We start from the raw sequence: 19677 nt of genomic DNA on the forward strand, positions 1-19677 counted from the left end.
CACAGGGGGCAGAGGCTTCCGATGCATCAGGTGGAGGAAACAGCAGCAACCAGCTACCCATGTTGAAGCTCATGGAACCGTTACCATTACCACCAGGACCACCCCACCAGGCTGCGGCATCCGAGGCGAGTGTCATTGCCGCAAAGCCCAGCACTGCCGCGATGGCAAGTGCATTCAGGGATTTCTTCATTGGATATGTCTCCGTAGTTGTCAAGGTTGAACAAAAAGAAATCTATCGGTGGGTGGTCAGGGTGGTCACTCGCCGTTTACCAGCCCCAGGGACCGCCCCAGCTATTACCCCAACCGTTGCCCCAGCCATTGCCCCATCCGTAAGGACCACCGCCATAGCCGCCCCAGGGACCGCCACCCCAACCATTACCATAGTAGGGTCCACCCCAGTAACCGTCGTTCCAACCGTTGCCCCAGCCACCACCTCCCATGGAGAGGCTGAATCCACCATTGCCGTTGCCATTACCGAATGGACCACCCCACCATGCATCAGCGGAATTTGCCGCCACCAATGCCGCACCCGCAAACAGGGTAGCCATGGCCAAAACGCGAAGGTTCTTTTTCATGGAATCTCTCTCCTTGATTTTGATGAATTTTAAACTAAAACATCAAGATTACAGAAAAAAACGCCATTTTCGACTATGCCGTGCCTGATGAATCAAGGGATGAAACATGGGCGCACACCTATGCACCCCCTTTACCAAAACCAGGATCCCCCTCCCCATCCCCACGGGGTACCCACGAAGGGATCCTGCCAAAAACCATTCCGGAAATAAGGTCTGCCTTCACCCCGCCACCAAGGATCCCGTGACAGGGGGTCCGCTGCTCCTCCCCAGGGGCCACCACCCCATACCCGCCCTTCCGGTCCGAAGTCAGGCTGGCCCCAACCGCGACCATAGCCCGGACCGTAGAATTCATAGGGCGCATACGCACCCCAGGGATCGTAGTCCGGATAGGAACCATACTCATAACCGTGCCGGGGCCGCTCTGGATAACCGTAGGGAACCGCAGCGTCCCAGGGATCGTACACAGGGGCAGCGTCCCGGTAGTGCCGACCCTCCGGCTCCGCCTCACCCCTCCCGCGAACGTCGCGACGGGAACGGCGCTCCAGATAACCGCGATCATCGTCATAACGGGCCGACTCGCCCGCACGAAAACGGGGGGGAAGCTCGTCATACCCGCGCTTGCGGGAATAATCGTCCTGCCGATGACCGCCATATCCTGCATCCTGATCCGAACGCCCCCGGCCATACCGGCCCGTATCGGATTCTTCACCGCCCTTTTTGTCCATCTCCTCCATGAACGAGCCCATGAAACGGCCAAACCGGCGTCCCAACCTGTCGTCACCGCTACCGCCACGCCCGTCCCCCGGTTCCGCCATCTCCGCCTGGGAGTGCGGCCACCGCTCCTCGGCAACCAACACCCCTTGCGTCAGCCAGCCAACGGTCAAGAGCGTGATCAGAACGTAAAAAAGGGGTCGTGCTGCCATCGAGTCTCGTCAATCCGGTCGGATCCAGCATGTCTGGCAACAAATCTTCCTGCACTTGCGGCGCGGTCCGGTCGATCTGGACTTCGGATCCAGAGACCCGATGCGCCATCATCGGCCACACCCACCGCATGGCCGTGACGCCCTGCTTATCACAGGTCAGCATGGACCACAAGGTTTCGCAGGCATCACGAACAGAGTCGACCCACAAAACCCCAAGCAAGGTGAAGCCCGACAACCCCGACATACTGCTCGAATCAACCCACGCTTCTCTGCCCATGGCTTTTTCCACCCACCCGTCCATCGCAACGCCTTACACTCATACCGCCCGAGCAACGATCCTGCGCCGCCGTAGCCGAAACCTTCGAGCACCCACTGGCCCGATTGAGTGAAGGGACATCGCCCCACCCCCAAAAAAGCCCACAAGCACCCACCTGCCACATCAACCTGCCGCACTCCGCAAGCCTGGCGGACCACCAATGCCCTCCCTCCGCGCAACTCCATCTTGGAACAACCATCTTCCCAAAGCCAAGAAAATTATTGTAAATTGCCCACCACAAATCTTGCACTTTATCTTGTTTTTTTTTCTTGATTCTGTGGATTGTTTCCATATTGTTACTTGCCAGCAGATCCTCCACTTCACTCTCCCGCTGACGTATACTACTGTAACCAAAATTACCTGCTTTGAAACACTCTTGTCTCGGCAACTATTCAACACCCTTCTAAAAAAACCTGAATATGAAAGCCTTCATCAAGGCTTCGCCCCAAACTCCACCAAAACACCTACCCTGGCCCTGCCTGACCAAAACACCAACCCTGGCCCTGCCTGACCAAAACACCAACTCTGGCCCTGCCTGGGAGCCAGCTCCCTTGCATCTTGGCTCCGAGGAAAACAGTGCCAGCCCCCAATTCCAGGAAAGCGGTTATGGACTCACTCCACACCACACCGGATGCAGAATGGCCACCCCTCGACAAGGCTATCTGGGTGCCGCCCCACCCGCGCCTGAAGATGCGCCAGGCAGGCTCATCTGCTGATAATCCTCCGGAATTTTAAACAAATCCTGGCTCTGTGCCCCCTCGTTGATCTCGGTAAGTTGTACCGATCCGCCATCGTGATAGACCTCCCTGATGGCAATCTCCAGACGGGTATCGACCCACAGTTGCGTCGTCTCTCGACCCCCCTCAGGATGGGTAAAACCGATCTCCCAATGCTGGGTATCACGACCTTGGATCCGCTCTGGACCCAGGCGACGGCAGGAAAAAGCCTTGTCCGTCCGGCACGGACTCGCCGGTTCATCCGGCAATGGAGGACGAACACCCCCCGGCCCGGGCTGCTTGAGGTAAACCTTCCGTTCCGGAAAGAGGATCCAGACCTCCTGCACATCCGAACGATAGATCACCCTGACGAGCTGGTCTTTCACCCTGCTCTCGGTCCGGACGGCATGGCGCCCCACATACATCATGCCCTTGCCTGCCTGCGTGGCATCTTTCGGATGGCCTCGGGTCACATGGGCGGAAAATTCAACTTTCGGAGTGATATCGGCGACCGCCGACTCAGCCCAGGCCTGGAATGCGAGAAAAATCAAACCAGCCCCAACCACACTGGCAGAAAACCGCACCCACACGCCCCTCACACACCATGCAAACATCTGTCACTCACCACCGGCCCCAACGAAACGGATCGCTCCAACCACCTGAACTCCCTGGACCCATATCATATCCCGGATACTCTGGATACTCCCCATTGGGGTTGCGCCCATAGTTGCCACCGTGGCCCCAATAGGATCCCTCACGGCCCGGACCGGAACCGTACCGATCCTCATAACCCCGCGCCGGAGGCGGCGACCACTCCCGTTCCCGGTCATCGTAACGCCCCCGCCGATCCTCCCAGTAACCAGGATCGCGATCAGGCGAAGAGTAATAACCCCCTGATCCTGAATATTCCTCGCGCCGATAGAAATCACCCCGTCTCCCCTGCGGGTCATACGGGGACGATGCATAACCCTCCCGGGACGACCCCTCCCACCCTGGAGAGGCCCCATAAGGTGAGCTGCGACGTGGCTCCCGCTGATAAGCCTGCGGGACACTCCCCCAGGGCCGATCATCCGCGTTATAACCGGATCCTTGCGCCGACCCGCGCACCCCCGGGTCCGGGTCCGTGTAGGGCGGCGGGTCCGGGCGTTCCTTGGCACGGGGCGGGCGGCTATAATTGTCGCCATACCAATCCCACCCTTTTTCCCGTTCCGTCCCCTGGGCCAGTATCACCAACCGTCCCTCCCGGGACGGCCCGGCATACATCCCCGTCTCCCCGATGCCGAATGCGGAGCGCACAGGCAAACGCGCATCAGCCGACACCGCGCCGGACAAAAGGGCCACCACAAACACCATGGTACGGAAAAAGATAGAGTCGTTCATGCGTCCCCAGTCACCGGGTTCTCCAGGGGTAACAATCCAACACCCCGCCAAAAATGGTTTGACATATCGAAAGGGTAACTACTCAGCCCCATCTCAAAAAAAACCTGGACATGAAAGCTTTTATCAGGGCTTCGCCCCGAACCCCGGTTCGTTACCGGGTGGCAAAAATGGCCTCCAGGGACTCAGCGGCCATAGCCAGGACCGGGATAACCCTGCGGAACCGATCCACGCCCAGACCCCTGGTATCCATCTTGTGCGGCGGGATTGCCATAATCCTGCGCACCACCGGCACTCCGCTCCGACCCATAGCCCGGGTCATCCGGCGATCGGCCTGGTCCCCGGGGGCGTCCACCCGAACCGGGACCGGAGTTGCCGCGCCAACCCTGGTGTGTGTCATAACCATATCCAGGCGGAGGAACATGGCCGCGCATCCCGGAGTTCTCTCCACCGCCACCATACCCACCCTGGCCACCGCCACCATACCCACCCTGGCCACCGCCACCATACCCACCCTGGCGATACGAAGGCGGTTGAGCCCCCTCTTCGTCCGGATTGAGCGGCCCACGCCCGTCACCTTGGCCTGACCCATACCTGGCAGGGGAGGCCGGGTTGCCATATCCGGGAGGGGGAACAGCCTGGTAATACCCGCCGGATGGATAGGGTCCACCCTGTGGGCTGCCCATGTCGTTACGCGGATCCCAACCGGGAGGAGCCCCCCCCGGCGGCACGCCATACCCCGGGGTGGGGCCCCAACCCCCGCGGCCTGGAGCCACTGGCCGGCCACCTGTCGTATAGGGAGGCGGTTCCCAACTGTCCTGGGGATCATGGCCCGGCGATTGACCCGGGTGGGAGGGCCAGGAACGCCGATCCGGGCCACCTGTCTGGGGATTCATACCAGGTTGCCGCCAACCGGGCCGATCCATCTCACCTGGATAGGGGGGGTGCCCCACTCCACCCTGGGAAGGCCCGGGCGACCCCATACCACCCGCTCCCGGAGCTGCGGATGGATCCAGCATCTCAGGTGGCGGTGCGTCCCAGCGATAGCTGGGTCTCGATCCATTCCCAACCCCGCCGGAAGCAACCCCCGCATCGACCGACTGCCCACTTCCCTTGTGGGGCGGCCCATCCTGGGTGCGATCACCCCCGGAAGCAGCGTGTTTGCCTTCGCTCGCCTTGCCCTCACTTTTTGCCCCATCCGGCGGACCTGGCAAAGGAGCGCGCTCCCCGGAAACGCCCAGGCGTTTGAAGTCCGGCTGGAGTGGAGCGCCACCGCCCGATTCACTCCCTGGGCCGGAAGCTGCCACGGGAAGCTGCCAGCTCGGCTCCTCCCCCCCCCAAGCCACGTTTTGGGCACCGGCAAGGACCAGAAAAGTGCCCACGCCCAGCAGCGCACGGCAGGTTCGATCACAAAAACACAGGGGCTGATGCATGGATGATCACTTTGTCGCTAAAGGTTTCAAGCGGATGCCGCGTCTTTTTTGCGCACCGCCACCGGCGGACGCACCATCGCCACCACCCACTCCCTCGTCAATCTCCGTACCTGCCGGTTCCGCTTCTGAACCAGAGGAGTCTGCCACGTCAGGCAGAGTTGCGGACTCCACCTGCGCCACAACCCCACCACCAGCAGGTTGTGGAGCCGGTTCTTCGGTTGCAGAACCCTGGATCTCCGGAAGGGTCGGCGATGCTGCAACCTCGGGACTCACCGCATCCGGCTGGGTTGTGGAAATCGGGAACTCTCCCTCCTTGGCCAATTGGACAGGAGCAGTCTCCGCCACAACAGCCTCTTTTTCGGCAGCCTCCACATCCCCGGTCTCTTCGGGCTTGTCGCCCTCCCCTTCGGCGGAAGCTGGCCGACCCGGGGCATTCACCCGATCCAGGAAGGCCTTGGCCTGGGACAAACGCTTCTCCCGGTTTTTCTCTTCGATGCGCCTCAGGACACGCTCCTCAAGAAGATCCTCCGCGCTGGGGATCAGAGGCATCCCCGGAGGGGGAAGCGTGGAGGGGTCCGGTTTGACAAAAGCGCCTTCGGCACTGATGCAACCCAGCGGAATGACCAGAAGCGTCAACAAGGTCGAAATGAGCACCCCGAAGAGCAGGGAGATGGCCATGCCCTGAAAGATGAAGTCCGTGAGGATGACCGACGACCCCGCCACCAGGGCAAAGGCAGTGATCAAAATGGGCCGGGTACGGGCCTTGCAGGCCATGATGACCGCGTCACGGATGGGCACCCCCTTGAGAATCTCCTGTTGGGTAAAGTCCACCAACAAAATGGAGTTGCGCACAATGATGCCTGCCAAGGCGATAAAGCCGATCATCGAGGTGGCCGTAAACTTGGCATCCATCAGCCAGTGGCCCGGCACGATGCCGATCAAGGTCAGGGGAATGGGGGCCATGATGATGGCCGGCAAAGTAAAATTGCCAAACTCCCACACCACAAGCATGTAGATCAGTATCAGGGCAGCCCCAAAAGCAAGACCCATGTCACGAAAAGTCTCATAGGTGACGGTCCACTCCCCGGTCCACTCAAAGGCTGAACGGGTGGAAGAGTCCGGAGGCCCCATGAAGTAACCCTCCATCTTGACCCCATCCGGGGTGGTATACCCCTCCAACATGCGTTCCACTTCCAGCATGGCGTAAATGGGGGCATCCAGGGCCCCTTCCACCTCGCCGGTGACAAATTCGACCGGCCGCAAATCCTTGTGGAAAATGACCGCATCCTGCTGATCCTTGACAAAACGGCCCAACTCCCCGAGGGGAATGCTGGCCCCAGCCGGCGTGCTGATGGGCAGGTCAGACAGACTGGTGATCTGGGCGCGGATTTCCAATGGGATCTGAATCATGATGTAGGTCGGCTCCAAAACCCGGGCGCGTTTGACATCGCCCAATCGGGCGCCGCCCATGGCCATGGAGAGGTTGCGGTTGATGGCATCCACCGACACCCCCCGACGCACCGCCTTCTCCGTATCCACTTCAAAGCGCCAGATCTCGAAGGGAGCCTGCATGTAGTTGTTGGCATCGACAATGTACCTGGATTTTTTGAAAAACTCGGTCATGCGAGCCGCCACAGTCCGGCGCGTGGTGGCATCCGGGCCGGTCACCTCGGCCACCACCGATTGCAAAACCGGCGGCCCGGGAGGCATCTCCACCACCTCGATATGGGCGCCGGCTGCATCCGCCAGCGGCGTCAGAAGATGCCGGGCAATGGTGGCCAACTGGTGACTGGTGCGCTCCCTCTCGCTTTTGTGTTTGAGCTGAACCTGGATATCCCCCTGCCAAGGCTCCCGGCGCAGGTAGTAATGCCGCACCATACCATTGAAATTAAAAGGCGAAGCCGTGCCGGCATAAGTCTGCATGGCAATGACTTCCGGCACCTCCTTGCGCAAAAGCTCGGTCATACGCTGGATCAGGTTGGCCGTCTTGGGAAGGGCAGTCCCCTCAGCCATGTTGACCACGACGTTGAACTCGGGTTTGTTGTCGAGGGGCATGATCTTGACAGCAACATCCTGGGTGTAGAACATCGCCATGCAGAGAAAAAAGATGGCGACCATGCCCAGAAGAAAACCATATCCCTTGATTTTGGAGTCCACCAAGGCCGGAATGACCGTGCGGTAGAATCGCTCCAGTCTCTGGGTCTGGGCGTGCTCCTTCTCCGAGTGAATGTGCAGGGTGCGCAGACTGGGTTTGATCAACTGGGTCAGCCAGGGGGTGAAAATAAAAGCGGCCAGCAAGGAGAAGAGCATGGCTACCGATCCCAACGCTGGAATGGGCTCCATGTAGGGCCCCATCATGCCCCGAACAAATCCCATGGGCAGCAGGGCGGCAATGACGGTGAAGGTTGCCAGGATGGTCGGGTTGCCCACCTCACGCACGGCGTCCACCGAAATGACGCTGCAACAGGTATCCTCCAAAAGCCAACGCCGGTAAATGTTCTCCACCACGACGATGGCATCGTCCACCAGAATGCCAATGGAAAAAATCAGGGCAAAGAGGCTTACCCGGTCGATGGTGTATTTCATGATCCAGGCGGCGAACACCGTCATCACGATCACCACCGGAATGACGATCAGGGTGACCATGGCCGGTCGGAAACCCAGGGAGTACCAAACCAGAAGCGTCACCGCGAGGGTTGCCACACAGAGCTTGAAGAGAAGTTCGTTGACCTTTTCGTTGGCGGTCTCGCCATAGTTGCGGGTGACCGATACATGGACGTTGGTGGGAATCAGACGACCTTTAAGCTCCTCGACCTTAGACAGAATATCCTTGGCCACGGTGACGCCATTGGCCCCTTTTTTCTTGGCAACGGCAATGGTGACAGCCGCCGCTCCATCCGCTTTCGGACCTTTCTCATCGGCAGCCGGGCCGGTGTAGTATTGAACGATCTGTTTGGTCTCTTCCGGACCGGCTATGACCCGCGCCACGTCGCCTACGTAGACAGGCACCCCCTGATGCGTCCCCACCACCAAACGGCGGATGTCCTGGGCGTTACGCAGAAAGGCGCCGGTATAGACCTTGAAGCCCAAATCGCCGGACTCGACATTCCCTACCCCTTGCTCGGCATTGGCGGTCTGGATGGTCTGGGCAATCTGGTCCAAACCAATGCGAAATCCCGACAGACGCTCCGGCATCACCTCAACCCGGATCTGTTCCGAACGCCCGCCCACCACAAACCCCTGGCTGGTGTCTGGTACCTCCTTGAGACGTTGCAGCACATCCAGGGAGAGAACACGCAGCTCCGAGTCGTTCAAATCCTGGGACCACAAGGTCAGGGTGAGCATGGGCACATCGTCGACGGCCATGGGCTTGATCATCGGATCGGTCACCCCGGGCGGAACCTTGTCCATGTTGGACATGATCTTGTCCCGCAGCTTGACGATGGACTCCTCCAGGTTTTGTCCGACATGAAACTCCACGGTCACCATGGCCTCGCCACGCGAAGTGGCGGAGTAGACGTGCTTGACCCCGTGGATCTCGCTCATGATCCTTTCCAGGGGTTCGGTCACCAGGGTGGACACCTGCTGCGCCGAGGCACCAGGGTAACGTACAAAAATATCCACCATGGGCACAGAGATCTGCGGATCCTCCTGGCGGGGCGTCAGGATGAGTCCCATGACCCCCATGGCCAGACAGGCAAACAAAAAGAGGGGCGACAGAGGTGAATGGATGAACGCCTTGGCCATCATCCCGGCAATTCCCAGGTTGTGATGGGGCGAAAGCTGGGCCATGTCGGTGACCGACAACCCCTCTGGTCGTTCTTCGGGGGGCGCCGGGGTCTCTTTTTTGTTGGCGGAGTCGCGCATGGGACAGATGGATCCGTTCAAGGTTTGGCCCGCTGCGGAAGATCCCCACAGCGGGCGAGACGGTTATTGATCCGACGGGGCCTTGGCCCCATCATCCGTAGAAGAGGGCAGCCCGGAGGCCATGCTGTTGGTCACGGGGCCTTGGCCCCATCATCCGTTGGAGAGGGCAGCCCGGAGGCCATGCTGTTGGTCGGAGCAGCCAAAATGCGCTCACCAACCTGTAGCCCGGAGAGAACGCTGATGCTCTTGTCATCCACGAACCCTCCCATGCGCACCATACGCAGCTCCGCTTCGTTCTTCTGGTTGACGACCAGAACGCCAGGCAAGCTGCCACGCCACAAAACAGCGCTCTTGGGAATGGCAGGCAGGTTGGCCGAGGGGGTGGTGATATCGGGAATCACCACCTCGGCATACATGCCCGGTCCACCCGGCGCACCCTTGGGCAGGTCCAGCTTGACGGTGACCGTGTGGCGTTGCGGGTCGGCCATGGGGTAGACCTGGGAAACCCGGGTCTCGATCCGCGTGTCCCCCACGTCCAGTTTGGCCGGAATCACCATGTTTTTGCGAATGCCAGGCATCAGGCGGGCCGGCACATCAATCTTGATCTGGAGATTGACCGTATCGGCAAAAGTCAGGAGAGGCATGCCCGGCTGCACGGTGTCGCCCACCTCCACCGACTTGCGCACGATCACCCCATCAAAGGGGGCCCGCGAGAGGGCATCGCGCAGGTGGGCGTCAATCTCTTCCAGCTGGGCCTTGGCCTGATACCACTGGCTGCGGGCCTGATCGATCTGGGTTCCCTGCGCATAGATCTGGCTGCGCCGGGTCAGCTCCGAACCACCATTGCCCATGGTGTTGTCCATGGGCCGGGTGACCATGCGATCCATCATCTTGCCCATGCCCATGCCCATCTGATCGGCAGAGTCGGGACCGGCATAAACCTGGCGGCTGTACTGCACCCGGGCGTTGCGCCAAGCGGACTGGGCATTGGCCATGCCGGCCTGAATAGCCCGCCGTTTGGCCTGAAGATCCGCATCATCGAGGGCCACCAGGGTATCCCCCTTCTTGACCCAATCCCCTTCCACACCCGCGATGAAATTGACCCGTCCCGGCATCTGCGCCGAAAAGGAGACCTCTTTCAGGGGAACGACCGTTCCTCCGAGTGTGGTGGTGGTCCCAACGGTCCCAGACTCGACCGTCACCACCGCCTGGTTGCCGACCGGGATACCGGCGGCGAGCGCTGGCGACGCCGGCATGAGCCATGCGGCCAGGGCCAGCGGCGCCAGGGCCACGGTTGGTTGCCTACATGATTTCATGGAAATCAGCTCCCCATTGCAGGTGTTCCCGGTTTCGCGCACGACGCACCGGTCCCGGATTGTGCCGATATTGTGCCGATGGGCCACCCGGGCGCATGCACCAGGCCAACCCCCTCCCCTTCAAACCTTTCAAACCTTGCCCATGACGGCAAAACTCTTGATGAATGGGCTGGCCATCCGCGGATCCTTGATCATGGAACCATAATCACCCACCTTAAACTTCAATTTACGGGTGGTGTAGGCCATGCCCAGCCCCATCATGCCCAACTCCTTCTGGATCCACTTTTCCCAGTTTTCCTTCGCGGCCCGCAGATCCCAATTCAAAGTCTCCCCGCTATAGGCGCCGGCCCTGACCACTTTGCCCTTCTGGACATCAATGATCCCACGCGGATTGTCCTCGCCCTCAAAACCGTAAGCAATGACGGAGTTGAAGTCAATTTTCTCCAGAGCGCCCGCCAGATCGGGTTCCTTGTTCCACTCTTCCTGGAAACGTTTCATCCAAGCTTCGGAAAACAGTTCAGCCATGTGTCGAACCTCCCCATCGTGGTTGTATAACCCCGCCTCCAAGCCATCCGGCCAGGAGGTGCAAACTCTCGTATCGCCCCATGACGACACCGCCCCAGGCGCCACCCCACCTGCCCGCGCCGTACAAACCCTCACTCTAGCGAATTCACCTCCACGACGCCACTCCCGACGATGGCGTCCGGTCACGAATCGGCAAATCGACGCCATGAAACGCCACGCTGGCGTCTCCCTGAATATTTTTATAGTGGTAAATAATTATATTATCATAATCTAAAATACAAACAACGGCAAGAGGTTTATCTTTCGATCCGGCTGCAACAGCGCGTGCCATCCCCCGCAGGTCGATGAGCCCTTGCTGACAGGACGTCGGCCATTGTAGATTCCCGGGCGGATTGTGACGAGAGCGAAGAGTGCATACACCACTCACGAGTTGCCGCGCCGTCCGCAAGGTGTGGGGCCGAGCAGGTTGCCAAGTGGGTGACAAGCTCCGGAATGGCGGCTCGTGGGGATGATCCCCTGCCTGTGGTGAATCGCCCGATCGGCACGTCCGTCGATGTCTCTCCCTGCGTTATAGGCCTGCGGGCCCTGGTGGCTTCCCTTTCGCTGCATGCAAGGAATGACCATGCTCCAAAAAAAGCTCTTGGAAAAGATCCCCTTCTTCAAAGACTTTCCCGACGAATACAAAGAAGAGATCGTTGAACACAGCGAGGCGGAACTTCTGAAGGTTCCGCCCAACCGATCCATCCTGAGCGAGGGGGAGATAGGCGACACCTGCTTCATCCTTCTGCGCGGCTCCGCCAACGTCTACAAGAGGCCCTACTCGAATCCGCTGGCATCTCTCAAACCAGGACAAGTTTTTGGTGCGGTCGCCTTTTTGACCCCCCGCAAACGCACGACCACTGTCGTGGCCGAGGAGGAGTGCCTCCTGCTCCGACTCAACAACCAATTTCTCGACGCTCTCTCCCATCCGTGCCGGGACAGGTTCAAGGACCAGATGATCACGGTCCTGGTCCGTAACATGGAGACCCTGCGCGCCACCATCGAAAGATACAAAGCCCCCGTCATCACCCCCGACGAAACCCCATGATGCCCTGTGGCGACGAACCGGATTGACGCAACTTGAAAGGATTTGTCTGAACGATTAGCATGTCCGGCAAGGGTGAACAATTCGTCACGAGGTGAGCCAACCATGGCAATCATGACCAGATTTTTTCCATTCCTCGCATGGCCGCGAATCACCCGTGCCACTCTGCATGCGGATTCGGTCGCGGGCATCACCGTGGCCCTGGTGCTCATTCCCCAATCCATGGCCTATGCCCAGCTCGCAGGCCTGCCTCCCCACTACGGTCTGTACTCCGCCTTTCTGCCTTGCATTGTGGGAGCGTTGTTCGGATCCTCCAAACAGTTGTCCACGGGTCCAGTGGCGGTGGTCTCCCTGTTGACCGGTTCCGCCCTGATGCCCTTTGCAGCCATGGGCAATGATGTCGTCGTCTCCCTGGCCATCGCGCTAAGCCTCCTGGTGGGCCTGACGCAGCTTGCCCTGGGTTTGTTTCGTCTGGGCGTTGTGGTCAATTTTCTTTCCCATCCAGTCATCATCGGCTTCACCAATGCCGCTGCCTTGATCATCGGTCTGTCCCAGTTGTCCAAAATCCTTGGAGTCAAGATGGGACGCAGCGATCATTTCGCACATGACATATGGGGTGTCCTGTTGCAGATGGATCGTATCCATATGCCCTCCCTGATCTTTGGCGTCGGTTCTTTCGCCGCCATGTGGATCTTGAAGAAATACCTCCCCAAAGTGCCCAATATCCTGGTGGCTGTCGGTGGGTGCATCGCGATCAGTTATGCGGTCGGCTTCGAGGCAAAATTGGGTGGTGCAGTGGTCGGCGTCATCCCTCAAGGATTGCCTCACCTGGTCATTCCTTCCCTGGATTCCGGCATGATGCACTCCCTTGTTGGCAGTGCTGTCGTCATCTCCCTGGTGGGTTTCATGGAGGCCATCTCCATTGCCAAGGCCATGGCCACCAAAACCAGGGATCGCCTGGATCCCAACCAGGAATTGATCGGTCAGGGTTTGGCCAATGTTTGCGGTTGCCTCACCCAATCCTTCCCGACTTCCGGGTCTTTCTCCCGCTCGGCGGTCAACATCAATGCCGGCGCCTTGACCGGGCTGTCGTCTGCCATCACCTCACTGGTGGTTTTGGTCACCTTGTTGTTTCTGACGCCGTTTCTGTATCACCTGCCCCAACCCGTCCTGGCCGCAGTCATCATGATGGCTGTCGTCGGTCTCATTCATTTCCAGGCCATTCTGCACGCCTGGAAGGCCAACAAACCTGACGGCGCCGCCGCCATGTTGACCTTCGTGGCCACCTTGTGGGTCGCCCCGCATCTGGACAAAGGAATCATGATCGGCGCGATCTTTTCCCTCGTGGTTTACCTGTACCAGGTCATGCGTCCCCGTGTCGCCATCCTGGGCCGTTTCAACGACGGCACGCTGCGCGACACCAAAGTACACCCCCACCTGCCAACGGATGACAGAATCATCGCCATACGCTTCGACGGTCAACTCTTTTTTGCCAACGTCAGCTACTTTGAAGATACCATCCTCTCGGCTGTGGCCGCCCAGCCTGATGCCAGTTATGTCCTCGTTGTCGGTGACGGTATCAATCGCCTGGACGCCTCTGGTGAAGAGGTTGTCCACCATCTTGTGGAGCGTTTAAAGAAAAACGGTTGCACCGTCGTCTTTTCCGGACTTAAAAAGCAGGTATTGGATGTCATGCGCCGCACCGGACTTTTCAGCCTGATCGGTGGTGATCATAATATCTTCGCCGACGAGCACATGGCTCTGACGAATATCTATCAGCGCATGCAGGATGCCCGGCACCGACCGTTGTTGCACGGATGAAAAGACCTGTCCCTTCGTAACCGCTCACCACCCTTTCAAGAAAAAGCTTGGACATGAGAGCCTTTGTCAGGGCTTCGCCCCAAACCCCACCAGGACGCTGTCCTGGACCTGCCAGGGAGCCAGCCCCCTGGATCCCGATTCGTTACCGGGCACCGAATCGTCACGTCTCTTCTTTTCAGGCGGCGTTCACAATCTGCGCAAAACGGCCATTTTTATCCAACAACCCCTCCTGCGGTACAGCGCGGGGTCGTTTGTTGTCAGCGACTTCCTTCCCTTCGGCGTTGGGAAAATAGATGCCCAGGTTGCGGATGGTGTTGCGCCGCCAACTGGCCAACTCCTCCAGAGTAATCCCGGCCATGCGGGCAAAACGTGCCCTCTTCTCCGGAGTTTTAAAATTGATCCGGTCCCACTCCAGTGCGCGCAACATGTGCAGATCCTGCGGCGTGAACTCATCGGAAGTGATGCAACCACGACCGAAACCAAAAAATGCCGTGTCGCCGAAATCAAACCCGGGGGGCAAAAATCCACCCTCCTTGGCCAGGGTGTACATCTCGGTGCAGGGCAGAGGAGTGGCAATGTGGAACGAGACCATGTCGGAATCCATCTCTTCGGCAAAGCTGAAGGTGTCGCGAATCTGATCCCAACTCTCCCCCGGCGAACCGATGATAAAATCGCTGGCGATCTCAAACCCCAACTCCCGACCTTTCCTGACCAGGGGAAGAACCTTTTTCAGTTTCAGGGGCTTCTTTAAAATGTTGTCCAAAACCCACTGGTTGCCAGACTCGATGGGCAGGATGAGCTGATAGCAGCCGCTCTCCCACATGCGCTCCAACAAGGCGTCGGTCAACAAAAACGTGGCCAGATTGACCGACTTCCAGGCCAGCTTGTAGTGACGCCGGGCCATCAATCCGTCGAGAATGTCACTGAAGCGCCGACGGTCAAAGATCAGATTGTCGTCCAGAAAAAGAATTTCCCGCACACCATAGGTGTGATACAGCCAATCCACCTCGGCCAACACATTCTTGGCAGAGCGAAAACGAATCTTGGATCCGTCGATGGAGTGGGTGCTGCAATAGATGCAGTGATAGGGACACCCTCGGCTGGTCGAGGTGATGGCATAGGGTTCGTAACGTGCGTTCATCACGTTGCCATAGCTGTTGCTGCTGCGAAAATAGTCCCGAAAACGGCTTTTCTCGTAATCCGGAAAGGGAACGACGTCGAGATTCTGCAACTGGGAGGTCGGCGGATTGATGCGCACCCCCTGCCCATCGCGATAGGCCAAACCGTCAAATCCGGAAAAATCACTGACCTGGGCCGTTAACTGGTTCAGCAGACGGGGCAAACGCTCCTCTCCCTCCCCGAGCACGGCAAAATCGACCGCCGCCTCACGCATGGCCAGTTCCGGTGAGGTTGTAACATAAGGTCCACCCAAAACAATCACCCGGTTGGCACCCGAAGCCCGAATGGCTTGCGCAAAACGCATGACACCCGGAGCATATTCAAGAGAAAAACAGGTGATGCCAACAAACTGGGGATCTAAACGGTCAATCCAGGCCACAGTCTCTTCCAAAGAAAGGTCGTCCAGATTGGGATCCAGGATGGCCGTGGTAAAATTTTCCGGTACAACCTGGGAAAGAATGCCCAGTGTGTAGGGGGGAGTCACCCAACGCCGTTTGCCAAACCAGGATGTATTGGGCATGGTCAACAGAACGCGGTTGATAGAGTCCATGGTACGCTTCCTCCTCCACTGCGCGGAGCTGAATGGCTGGGCTAAAAACGAATCGTTGCAGGACTTTCGCAATTTTTGTGCCGTTGCAGCAACAGAGCAGGGCAATCGCATTTGAAACGGGCATACCTAAAGCCTTGATCGCTTTTTGGAATCGGGGTCCAGGAGGCTGGCTCCCTGGCGGGTCAAGGGCAGCGCCCTTGCGGGGTCCGGGGCAGCGCCCCGTTTTGTTTTTGTACGCCCCCCTTCTCCCAGGCCTTTTTTGCGCTGTTGGCAAAAAAGGCCCAAGGGGCGGGCCTTGCTCCGCCTTCTGGCGCGTCTTTTTGCGCCAGAAGGCGGATGCATTGCAGGTTTGCATAAAGATGGGCCAGGGGCACGCTCAACACCACCTTTTAATTTTGGCACAAATATTGCTTTATCCACCATATCTTTGACCCACAGCGAGGATGTGCGGCATGGCGACTGCCAAACGATATCTGCTTCTGGGCGGATCCGGCTATATAGGACGGCACCTCTACGCCCGACTGGGTTCCCAAAAAGCTTTGGCCACCTGGTATCGGCACCCTTTCCCGGGTGGCGTGCATTTTGACCCGGAAAGCGACCGGATCGCCAATCTGGTGCGTAGCCAGGGCGCCTTCAGCCACGCCATCATCCTCTCGGGGGTCTCCCAACTTCTGGAGTGTGTGCGGGATAAAACGCGCTCCCACCAGATCAACGTCACCAACCATATAAGCGTGATCGACCAGTTGTGGGCATTGCAGATCAAACCCGTCTTCATCTCCACCGACGTGGTGTTCGATGGCGCACGCGGCCATTATCGGGAAGAAGACCTCACCAACCCCCTGGTCACCTATGGTCAACACAAGGTCGCCGTGGAGCGGTATTTGACACACTCAGGGCAGGGCGAAGGCATTGTGGTGCGCCTCTCCAAGGTCTATGGCATCCAGCAAGGAGAAAACACCCTGTTTGCCAACTGGTGGACATCCCTGACCCAGGGACGGGAAATACGTTGCGCCGATGATCAATGCTTCTGCCCGGTCTTCATCGACGATGTCGTCCATGGCATTCTCGCCCTGACCGCATGCGATCCTGTGGGCATCTTTCACCTGTGTGGGCCTGCCCGCTGTTCGCGGCGGGATCTCCTGGAAATGTTTTTGCAACATGACAAGTCGCGTTTTGGATCGATGCCGCCTGCAAGGGTGACCTACTGCGGTATCAATGATTTCGGTTTTCCAGAAAAGTGGCCCCTCGACACATCCCTGAATACGGAGAAGCTGGCCCGGACCATCCCTTGGCAACCCCTCCCTCCCGAGCTTCTTTGTCAACGCTTTGTGGCTGGCCTCTGAGGGTTTGGTTTTTATAAACGTTGTTTTGTTGGGGCGTTGCCCCAAACCCACCAGGAGGAAGAGCGCAGCCCTTTCTCCTGGACCTCCATCCCAGTCTTTTAAACGTTTTTTTGGGGCTTCGCCCCATCCTCTGTTTCCCGGTTACCGCTGGACGGAGACGAACATGTTGACCCAAGTCGAAAATCCCCTACCTGCCGACAACAACCGGGCCCCCAGCCGGGACCGGATCGGGGGTGGCAAGTTACAAGACAATCACGACCTGCTGGAACAATGGCTGGCCGGAGAAGAGCCCGGACCCCTGACCATCGAAGTGGCCCTTGTCCTGGGTTGCAACCACGGTTGCCTCCACTGCGCCCCACGGCAGTTCGATCTCTTCGATCCTCACAAAAGTTTCATGGATACCGAAGTATTTCAAAAATTTTTGGTGGAATTTCGCGACATGGGGGGTGAGGAGGTCTATTTCGCCGGCGCCGGTGAGCCGCTGCTCCACCCGCACTTTGCCGATTTCATGGCCCTCGGGCACAAGATCGGCCTGCGCATGACCTTCAGCTCCAACGGTGTCCTGTTGAATGAAGCCAACGCCGAGAAGATTCTGCCCCATACCACCTGGGTCCGCTTCAGCGTCAATGGCGGCAATGCCGAAACCTACACCCGTGTCCACGATTGCCATGCCAGGGATTATGACCGATTGATTCGCAACCTGGAAAACGCCCGGGATCAGCGCAAAAATAATCAATGGCAGGTCCATCTGGCGCTACAGTTTGTGGTGTTCGAGGAGAATTGGCCCTCCATCCCGGGCATGGTGGCCCTGCATGAACATCTGGGCACTGACAAGCTGATTTTTCGCAACCGGTTCGACAAAGAGGGCTACAAACACCCCGTCCACCCGGATGCCCTCCCTTTGTTGGAAAAAGCGGCTCGCGTCAAAGGGGTCGAGATCCGCTGGGGAAGTTTTCCCAGGGAGGGGGAGATCCAACAGGCAGCCTGGCGGCGCTGCGACGGCATTCACTTTCGTACCAACATGGATCACCAAGGCAACCTGTTCGCCTGTGGTCGCCAGTTCTACAAGGACAGCCGGTTCGGCGATATCCATGCCCACTCCTTGCAGGAAATCTGGCACGCAGAAAAGCGCCGCCGACTGTTTGCTGAAATCGGCAAAGGGGGTGACATTCCCCTGTGTGGCCGGCTCTGTCCCACTTCGTTTGACAACATCTACATCGAAAAATATATGGCGGAGAGAGAACATGGGGGCAACTCCCATAAGAGGGTGGCAGATCGAGGTCGGTACACCTGAGATCGACCGGATCTCAGCTGGCATCCAGGCCAGGCAGATCAGCCAGGGCCCTTTGACGGAACAGCTTGAAGAGGCCTTGGCAGCCCGCCTTGGGGTGGCGCATGTCGTCTGTACCACCAGCGGCACATCGGCGCTCATGATGAGTTATCTGGCGCTGGGCGTTGGACCGGGAAGTGAGGTGATCATTCCGGACCGCACCTGGGTGGCCACGGCCAATGCTGCCCTGCTGCTGGGGGCCAAGGTGCGTCTGGTGGACGTGGAACCCTCCCGACCGGTCATGGATCCTGACCGCCTGCTTGCCGCCATCACCCCGCGCACCCGGGCGATCATCCCGGTCCACCTGAACGGTCATGCAGCTTCCATGGAGGCCATCCTGGCTGTCGCTGAACAACACGGCATCCCGGTGGTGGAAGATGCCTGCCAGGCCTTTCTTTCCCGGCACCATGGCCGACCCCTGGGCACGGCAGGGCGCATGGGCTGTTTTTCCATGGGTCTGGCCAAGCTTCTGACCACAGGCCAGGGCGGCTTCATCGCTTGCCATGATACAGCCGACCGGGACACGTTGCGCCGCATCCGCAATCAAGGCCTGAGCGGCTCCTCACTGGATGAAAACATCACCATGCTGGGAGGAAACTTTAAATTTACCGATATCCAGGCTGCCGTGGGTCTGGCACAAATGGATCGTCTGGATGCCCGCATCGTCCGGCAACGCACCATCCAGGAGCATTATCTTGCCGGTTTGCAGCATCTTCCCCAACTGCAAACCATTCCAGTAAATCTGGCCACCGGAGAAATTCCCCTGCGGGCCGAATATCTGGTGGATGAGAGAGCGGCATTCGTGCAGCACATGCGCCTCCGTGGCATCGAGGTGAATCCCCACCCGGTCAGTCTGCACCAGTTTCCCCATTTAATGGCCGAAAGCCAGGATTTTCCCCACTCCCTGCGCTACAGTGGCCGAGTGGTGACGCTCCCCTCGGGACCGGATCAACCGTTGGAAAATGTGGCGCAAACCATTGACGCGATTCATTCCCTCAGGTGGCAGAGAAGATAGTCCGCTACAGTTTTCAAGAACAGCGTGGACATGAAAAATTTTGTCAGGGCTTCGCCCCGAACCCCACCAGGAGGAAGGGCACAGCCCCTCCTCCTGGACCTCCATCCCAATTTTTCAATTGTTTTTAGAAAAGCGTGGACATGAAAAATTTTGTCAGGGCTTCGCCCCGAACCCCACCAGGAGGAAGGGCACAGCCCTTCCTCCTGGACCTCCATCCCAGTTTTTCGAAAGCTTGGACATGAAGGCCTTTGTCAGGGCTTCGCCCCGAACCCCACCAGGACTCCGTCCTGGACCTGCCAGGGAGCCA

The 19677-nt window shown here is 58.7% G+C and carries 15 protein-coding genes and 1 pseudogene; 5 read left to right on the plus strand and 11 right to left on the minus strand.

Going from position 1 to position 19677, the window contains the following annotated elements; genetic code table 11:
* The 10 genes and pseudogenes from HQL63_07185 to HQL63_07230 form a co-directional block, all read right to left on the minus strand.
* Window positions 1-190, minus strand: a 190-nt coding sequence (locus HQL63_07185) for a hypothetical protein (protein MBF0176614.1), incomplete at its 3' end; no start/stop codon positions are given.
* A 76-nt stretch (window positions 191-266) separates the two neighbouring features.
* Window positions 267-575: a hypothetical protein gene (locus tag HQL63_07190; GenBank protein MBF0176615.1), complete on the minus strand. Its 309-nt coding sequence runs from the start codon at window positions 573-575 to the stop codon at window positions 267-269.
* Between the two features lie 131 nt (window positions 576-706).
* A complete protein-coding gene (locus tag HQL63_07195) occupies window positions 707-1498 on the minus strand; it encodes a hypothetical protein (protein MBF0176616.1) in 792 nt (263 codons plus the stop codon).
* Window positions 1499-2472: 974 nt separating this feature from the next.
* Window positions 2473-3114, minus strand: a complete 642-nt coding sequence (locus HQL63_07200) for a hypothetical protein (GenBank protein ID MBF0176617.1) — start codon at window positions 3112-3114, stop codon at window positions 2473-2475.
* A gap of 37 nt (window positions 3115-3151) precedes the next feature.
* On the minus strand, window positions 3152-3910 hold the full coding sequence (locus HQL63_07205; protein ID MBF0176618.1) for a hypothetical protein: 759 nt from the start codon (window positions 3908-3910) through the stop codon (window positions 3152-3154).
* Window positions 3911-4092: 182 nt separating this feature from the next.
* The gene (locus HQL63_07210; GenBank protein ID MBF0176619.1) at window positions 4093-5340 is read right to left on the minus strand and encodes a hypothetical protein; all 1248 of its coding nucleotides are present in this window, start codon (window positions 5338-5340) and stop codon (window positions 4093-4095) included.
* 6 nt (window positions 5341-5346) lie between these two features.
* Window positions 5347-5889 (minus strand): hypothetical protein, encoded by a 543-nt coding sequence (locus HQL63_07215; protein ID MBF0176620.1) that lies wholly within the window; start codon window positions 5887-5889, stop codon window positions 5347-5349.
* A pseudogene (locus HQL63_07220) lies at window positions 5855-9132 on the minus strand (efflux RND transporter permease subunit). The gene HQL63_07215 and the pseudogene HQL63_07220 overlap by 35 nt, the downstream one beginning before the upstream one ends.
* A gap of 206 nt (window positions 9133-9338) precedes the next feature.
* A complete protein-coding gene (locus tag HQL63_07225) occupies window positions 9339-10463 on the minus strand; it encodes an efflux RND transporter periplasmic adaptor subunit (GenBank protein MBF0176621.1) in 1125 nt (374 codons plus the stop codon).
* A 189-nt stretch (window positions 10464-10652) separates the two neighbouring features.
* A complete protein-coding gene (locus HQL63_07230) occupies window positions 10653-11048 on the minus strand; it encodes an SCP-2 sterol transfer family protein (GenBank protein MBF0176622.1) in 396 nt (131 codons plus the stop codon).
* 622 nt (window positions 11049-11670) lie between these two features.
* Here HQL63_07230 and HQL63_07235 point away from each other — a divergent pair.
* Entirely contained in the window at window positions 11671-12135 is a 465-nt protein-coding gene (locus tag HQL63_07235; protein ID MBF0176623.1) for a cyclic nucleotide-binding domain-containing protein, read from the plus strand.
* 102 nt (window positions 12136-12237) lie between these two features.
* The gene (gene sulP / locus HQL63_07240; GenBank protein ID MBF0176624.1) at window positions 12238-13953 is read left to right on the plus strand and encodes a sulfate permease; all 1716 of its coding nucleotides are present in this window, start codon (window positions 12238-12240) and stop codon (window positions 13951-13953) included.
* 175 nt (window positions 13954-14128) lie between these two features.
* Here sulP and HQL63_07245 read toward each other — a convergent pair whose 3' ends face one another.
* The gene (locus HQL63_07245) at window positions 14129-15682 is read right to left on the minus strand and encodes a radical SAM protein (protein ID MBF0176625.1); all 1554 of its coding nucleotides are present in this window, start codon (window positions 15680-15682) and stop codon (window positions 14129-14131) included.
* A 452-nt stretch (window positions 15683-16134) separates the two neighbouring features.
* Between HQL63_07245 and HQL63_07250 the strand changes: the two genes are divergently transcribed.
* From HQL63_07250 to HQL63_07260, 3 genes are all read left to right on the plus strand, one after another.
* Entirely contained in the window at window positions 16135-17025 is an 891-nt protein-coding gene (locus HQL63_07250) for a sugar nucleotide-binding protein (protein MBF0176626.1), read from the plus strand.
* Between the two features lie 163 nt (window positions 17026-17188).
* A complete protein-coding gene (locus HQL63_07255) occupies window positions 17189-18319 on the plus strand; it encodes a radical SAM protein (protein ID MBF0176627.1) in 1131 nt (376 codons plus the stop codon).
* Complete coding sequence (locus tag HQL63_07260; GenBank protein MBF0176628.1) at window positions 18270-19370, plus strand: DegT/DnrJ/EryC1/StrS family aminotransferase; 1101 nt, start codon at window positions 18270-18272, stop codon at window positions 19368-19370. The genes HQL63_07255 and HQL63_07260 overlap by 50 nt, the downstream gene beginning before the upstream one ends.
* Window positions 19371-19677 lie beyond the last annotated feature (307 nt).

This window comes from Magnetococcales bacterium, from assembly GCA_015231175.1.
Classification (GTDB): Bacteria; Pseudomonadota; Magnetococcia; order Magnetococcales; family DC0425bin3; genus HA3dbin3.

Coding starts and splice junctions, on each gene's coding strand:
- HQL63_07190 (MBF0176615.1), bottom strand. CDS start 575: ATGAAAAAGAACCTTCGCGTTTTGGCCATGGCTACCCTGTTTGCGGGT.
- HQL63_07195 (MBF0176616.1), bottom strand. CDS start 1,498: ATGGCAGCACGACCCCTTTTTTACGTTCTGATCACGCTCTTGACCGTT.
- HQL63_07205 (MBF0176618.1), bottom strand. CDS start 3,910: ATGAACGACTCTATCTTTTTCCGTACCATGGTGTTTGTGGTGGCCCTT.
- HQL63_07210 (MBF0176619.1), bottom strand. CDS start 5,340: ATGCATCAGCCCCTGTGTTTTTGTGATCGAACCTGCCGTGCGCTGCTG.
- HQL63_07215 (MBF0176620.1), bottom strand. CDS start 5,889: ATGCCTCTGATCCCCAGCGCGGAGGATCTTCTTGAGGAGCGTGTCCTG.
- HQL63_07225 (MBF0176621.1), bottom strand. CDS start 10,463: ATGCCGGCGTCGCCAGCGCTCGCCGCCGGTATCCCGGTCGGCAACCAG.
- HQL63_07230 (MBF0176622.1), bottom strand. CDS start 11,048: ATGGCTGAACTGTTTTCCGAAGCTTGGATGAAACGTTTCCAGGAAGAG.
- HQL63_07235 (MBF0176623.1), top strand. CDS start 11,671: ATGCTCCAAAAAAAGCTCTTGGAAAAGATCCCCTTCTTCAAAGACTTT.
- sulP (MBF0176624.1), top strand. CDS start 12,238: ATGGCAATCATGACCAGATTTTTTCCATTCCTCGCATGGCCGCGAATC.
- HQL63_07245 (MBF0176625.1), bottom strand. CDS start 15,682: ATGGACTCTATCAACCGCGTTCTGTTGACCATGCCCAATACATCCTGG.
- HQL63_07250 (MBF0176626.1), top strand. CDS start 16,135: ATGGCGACTGCCAAACGATATCTGCTTCTGGGCGGATCCGGCTATATA.
- HQL63_07255 (MBF0176627.1), top strand. CDS start 17,189: ATGTTGACCCAAGTCGAAAATCCCCTACCTGCCGACAACAACCGGGCC.
- HQL63_07260 (MBF0176628.1), top strand. CDS start 18,270: ATGGGGGCAACTCCCATAAGAGGGTGGCAGATCGAGGTCGGTACACCT.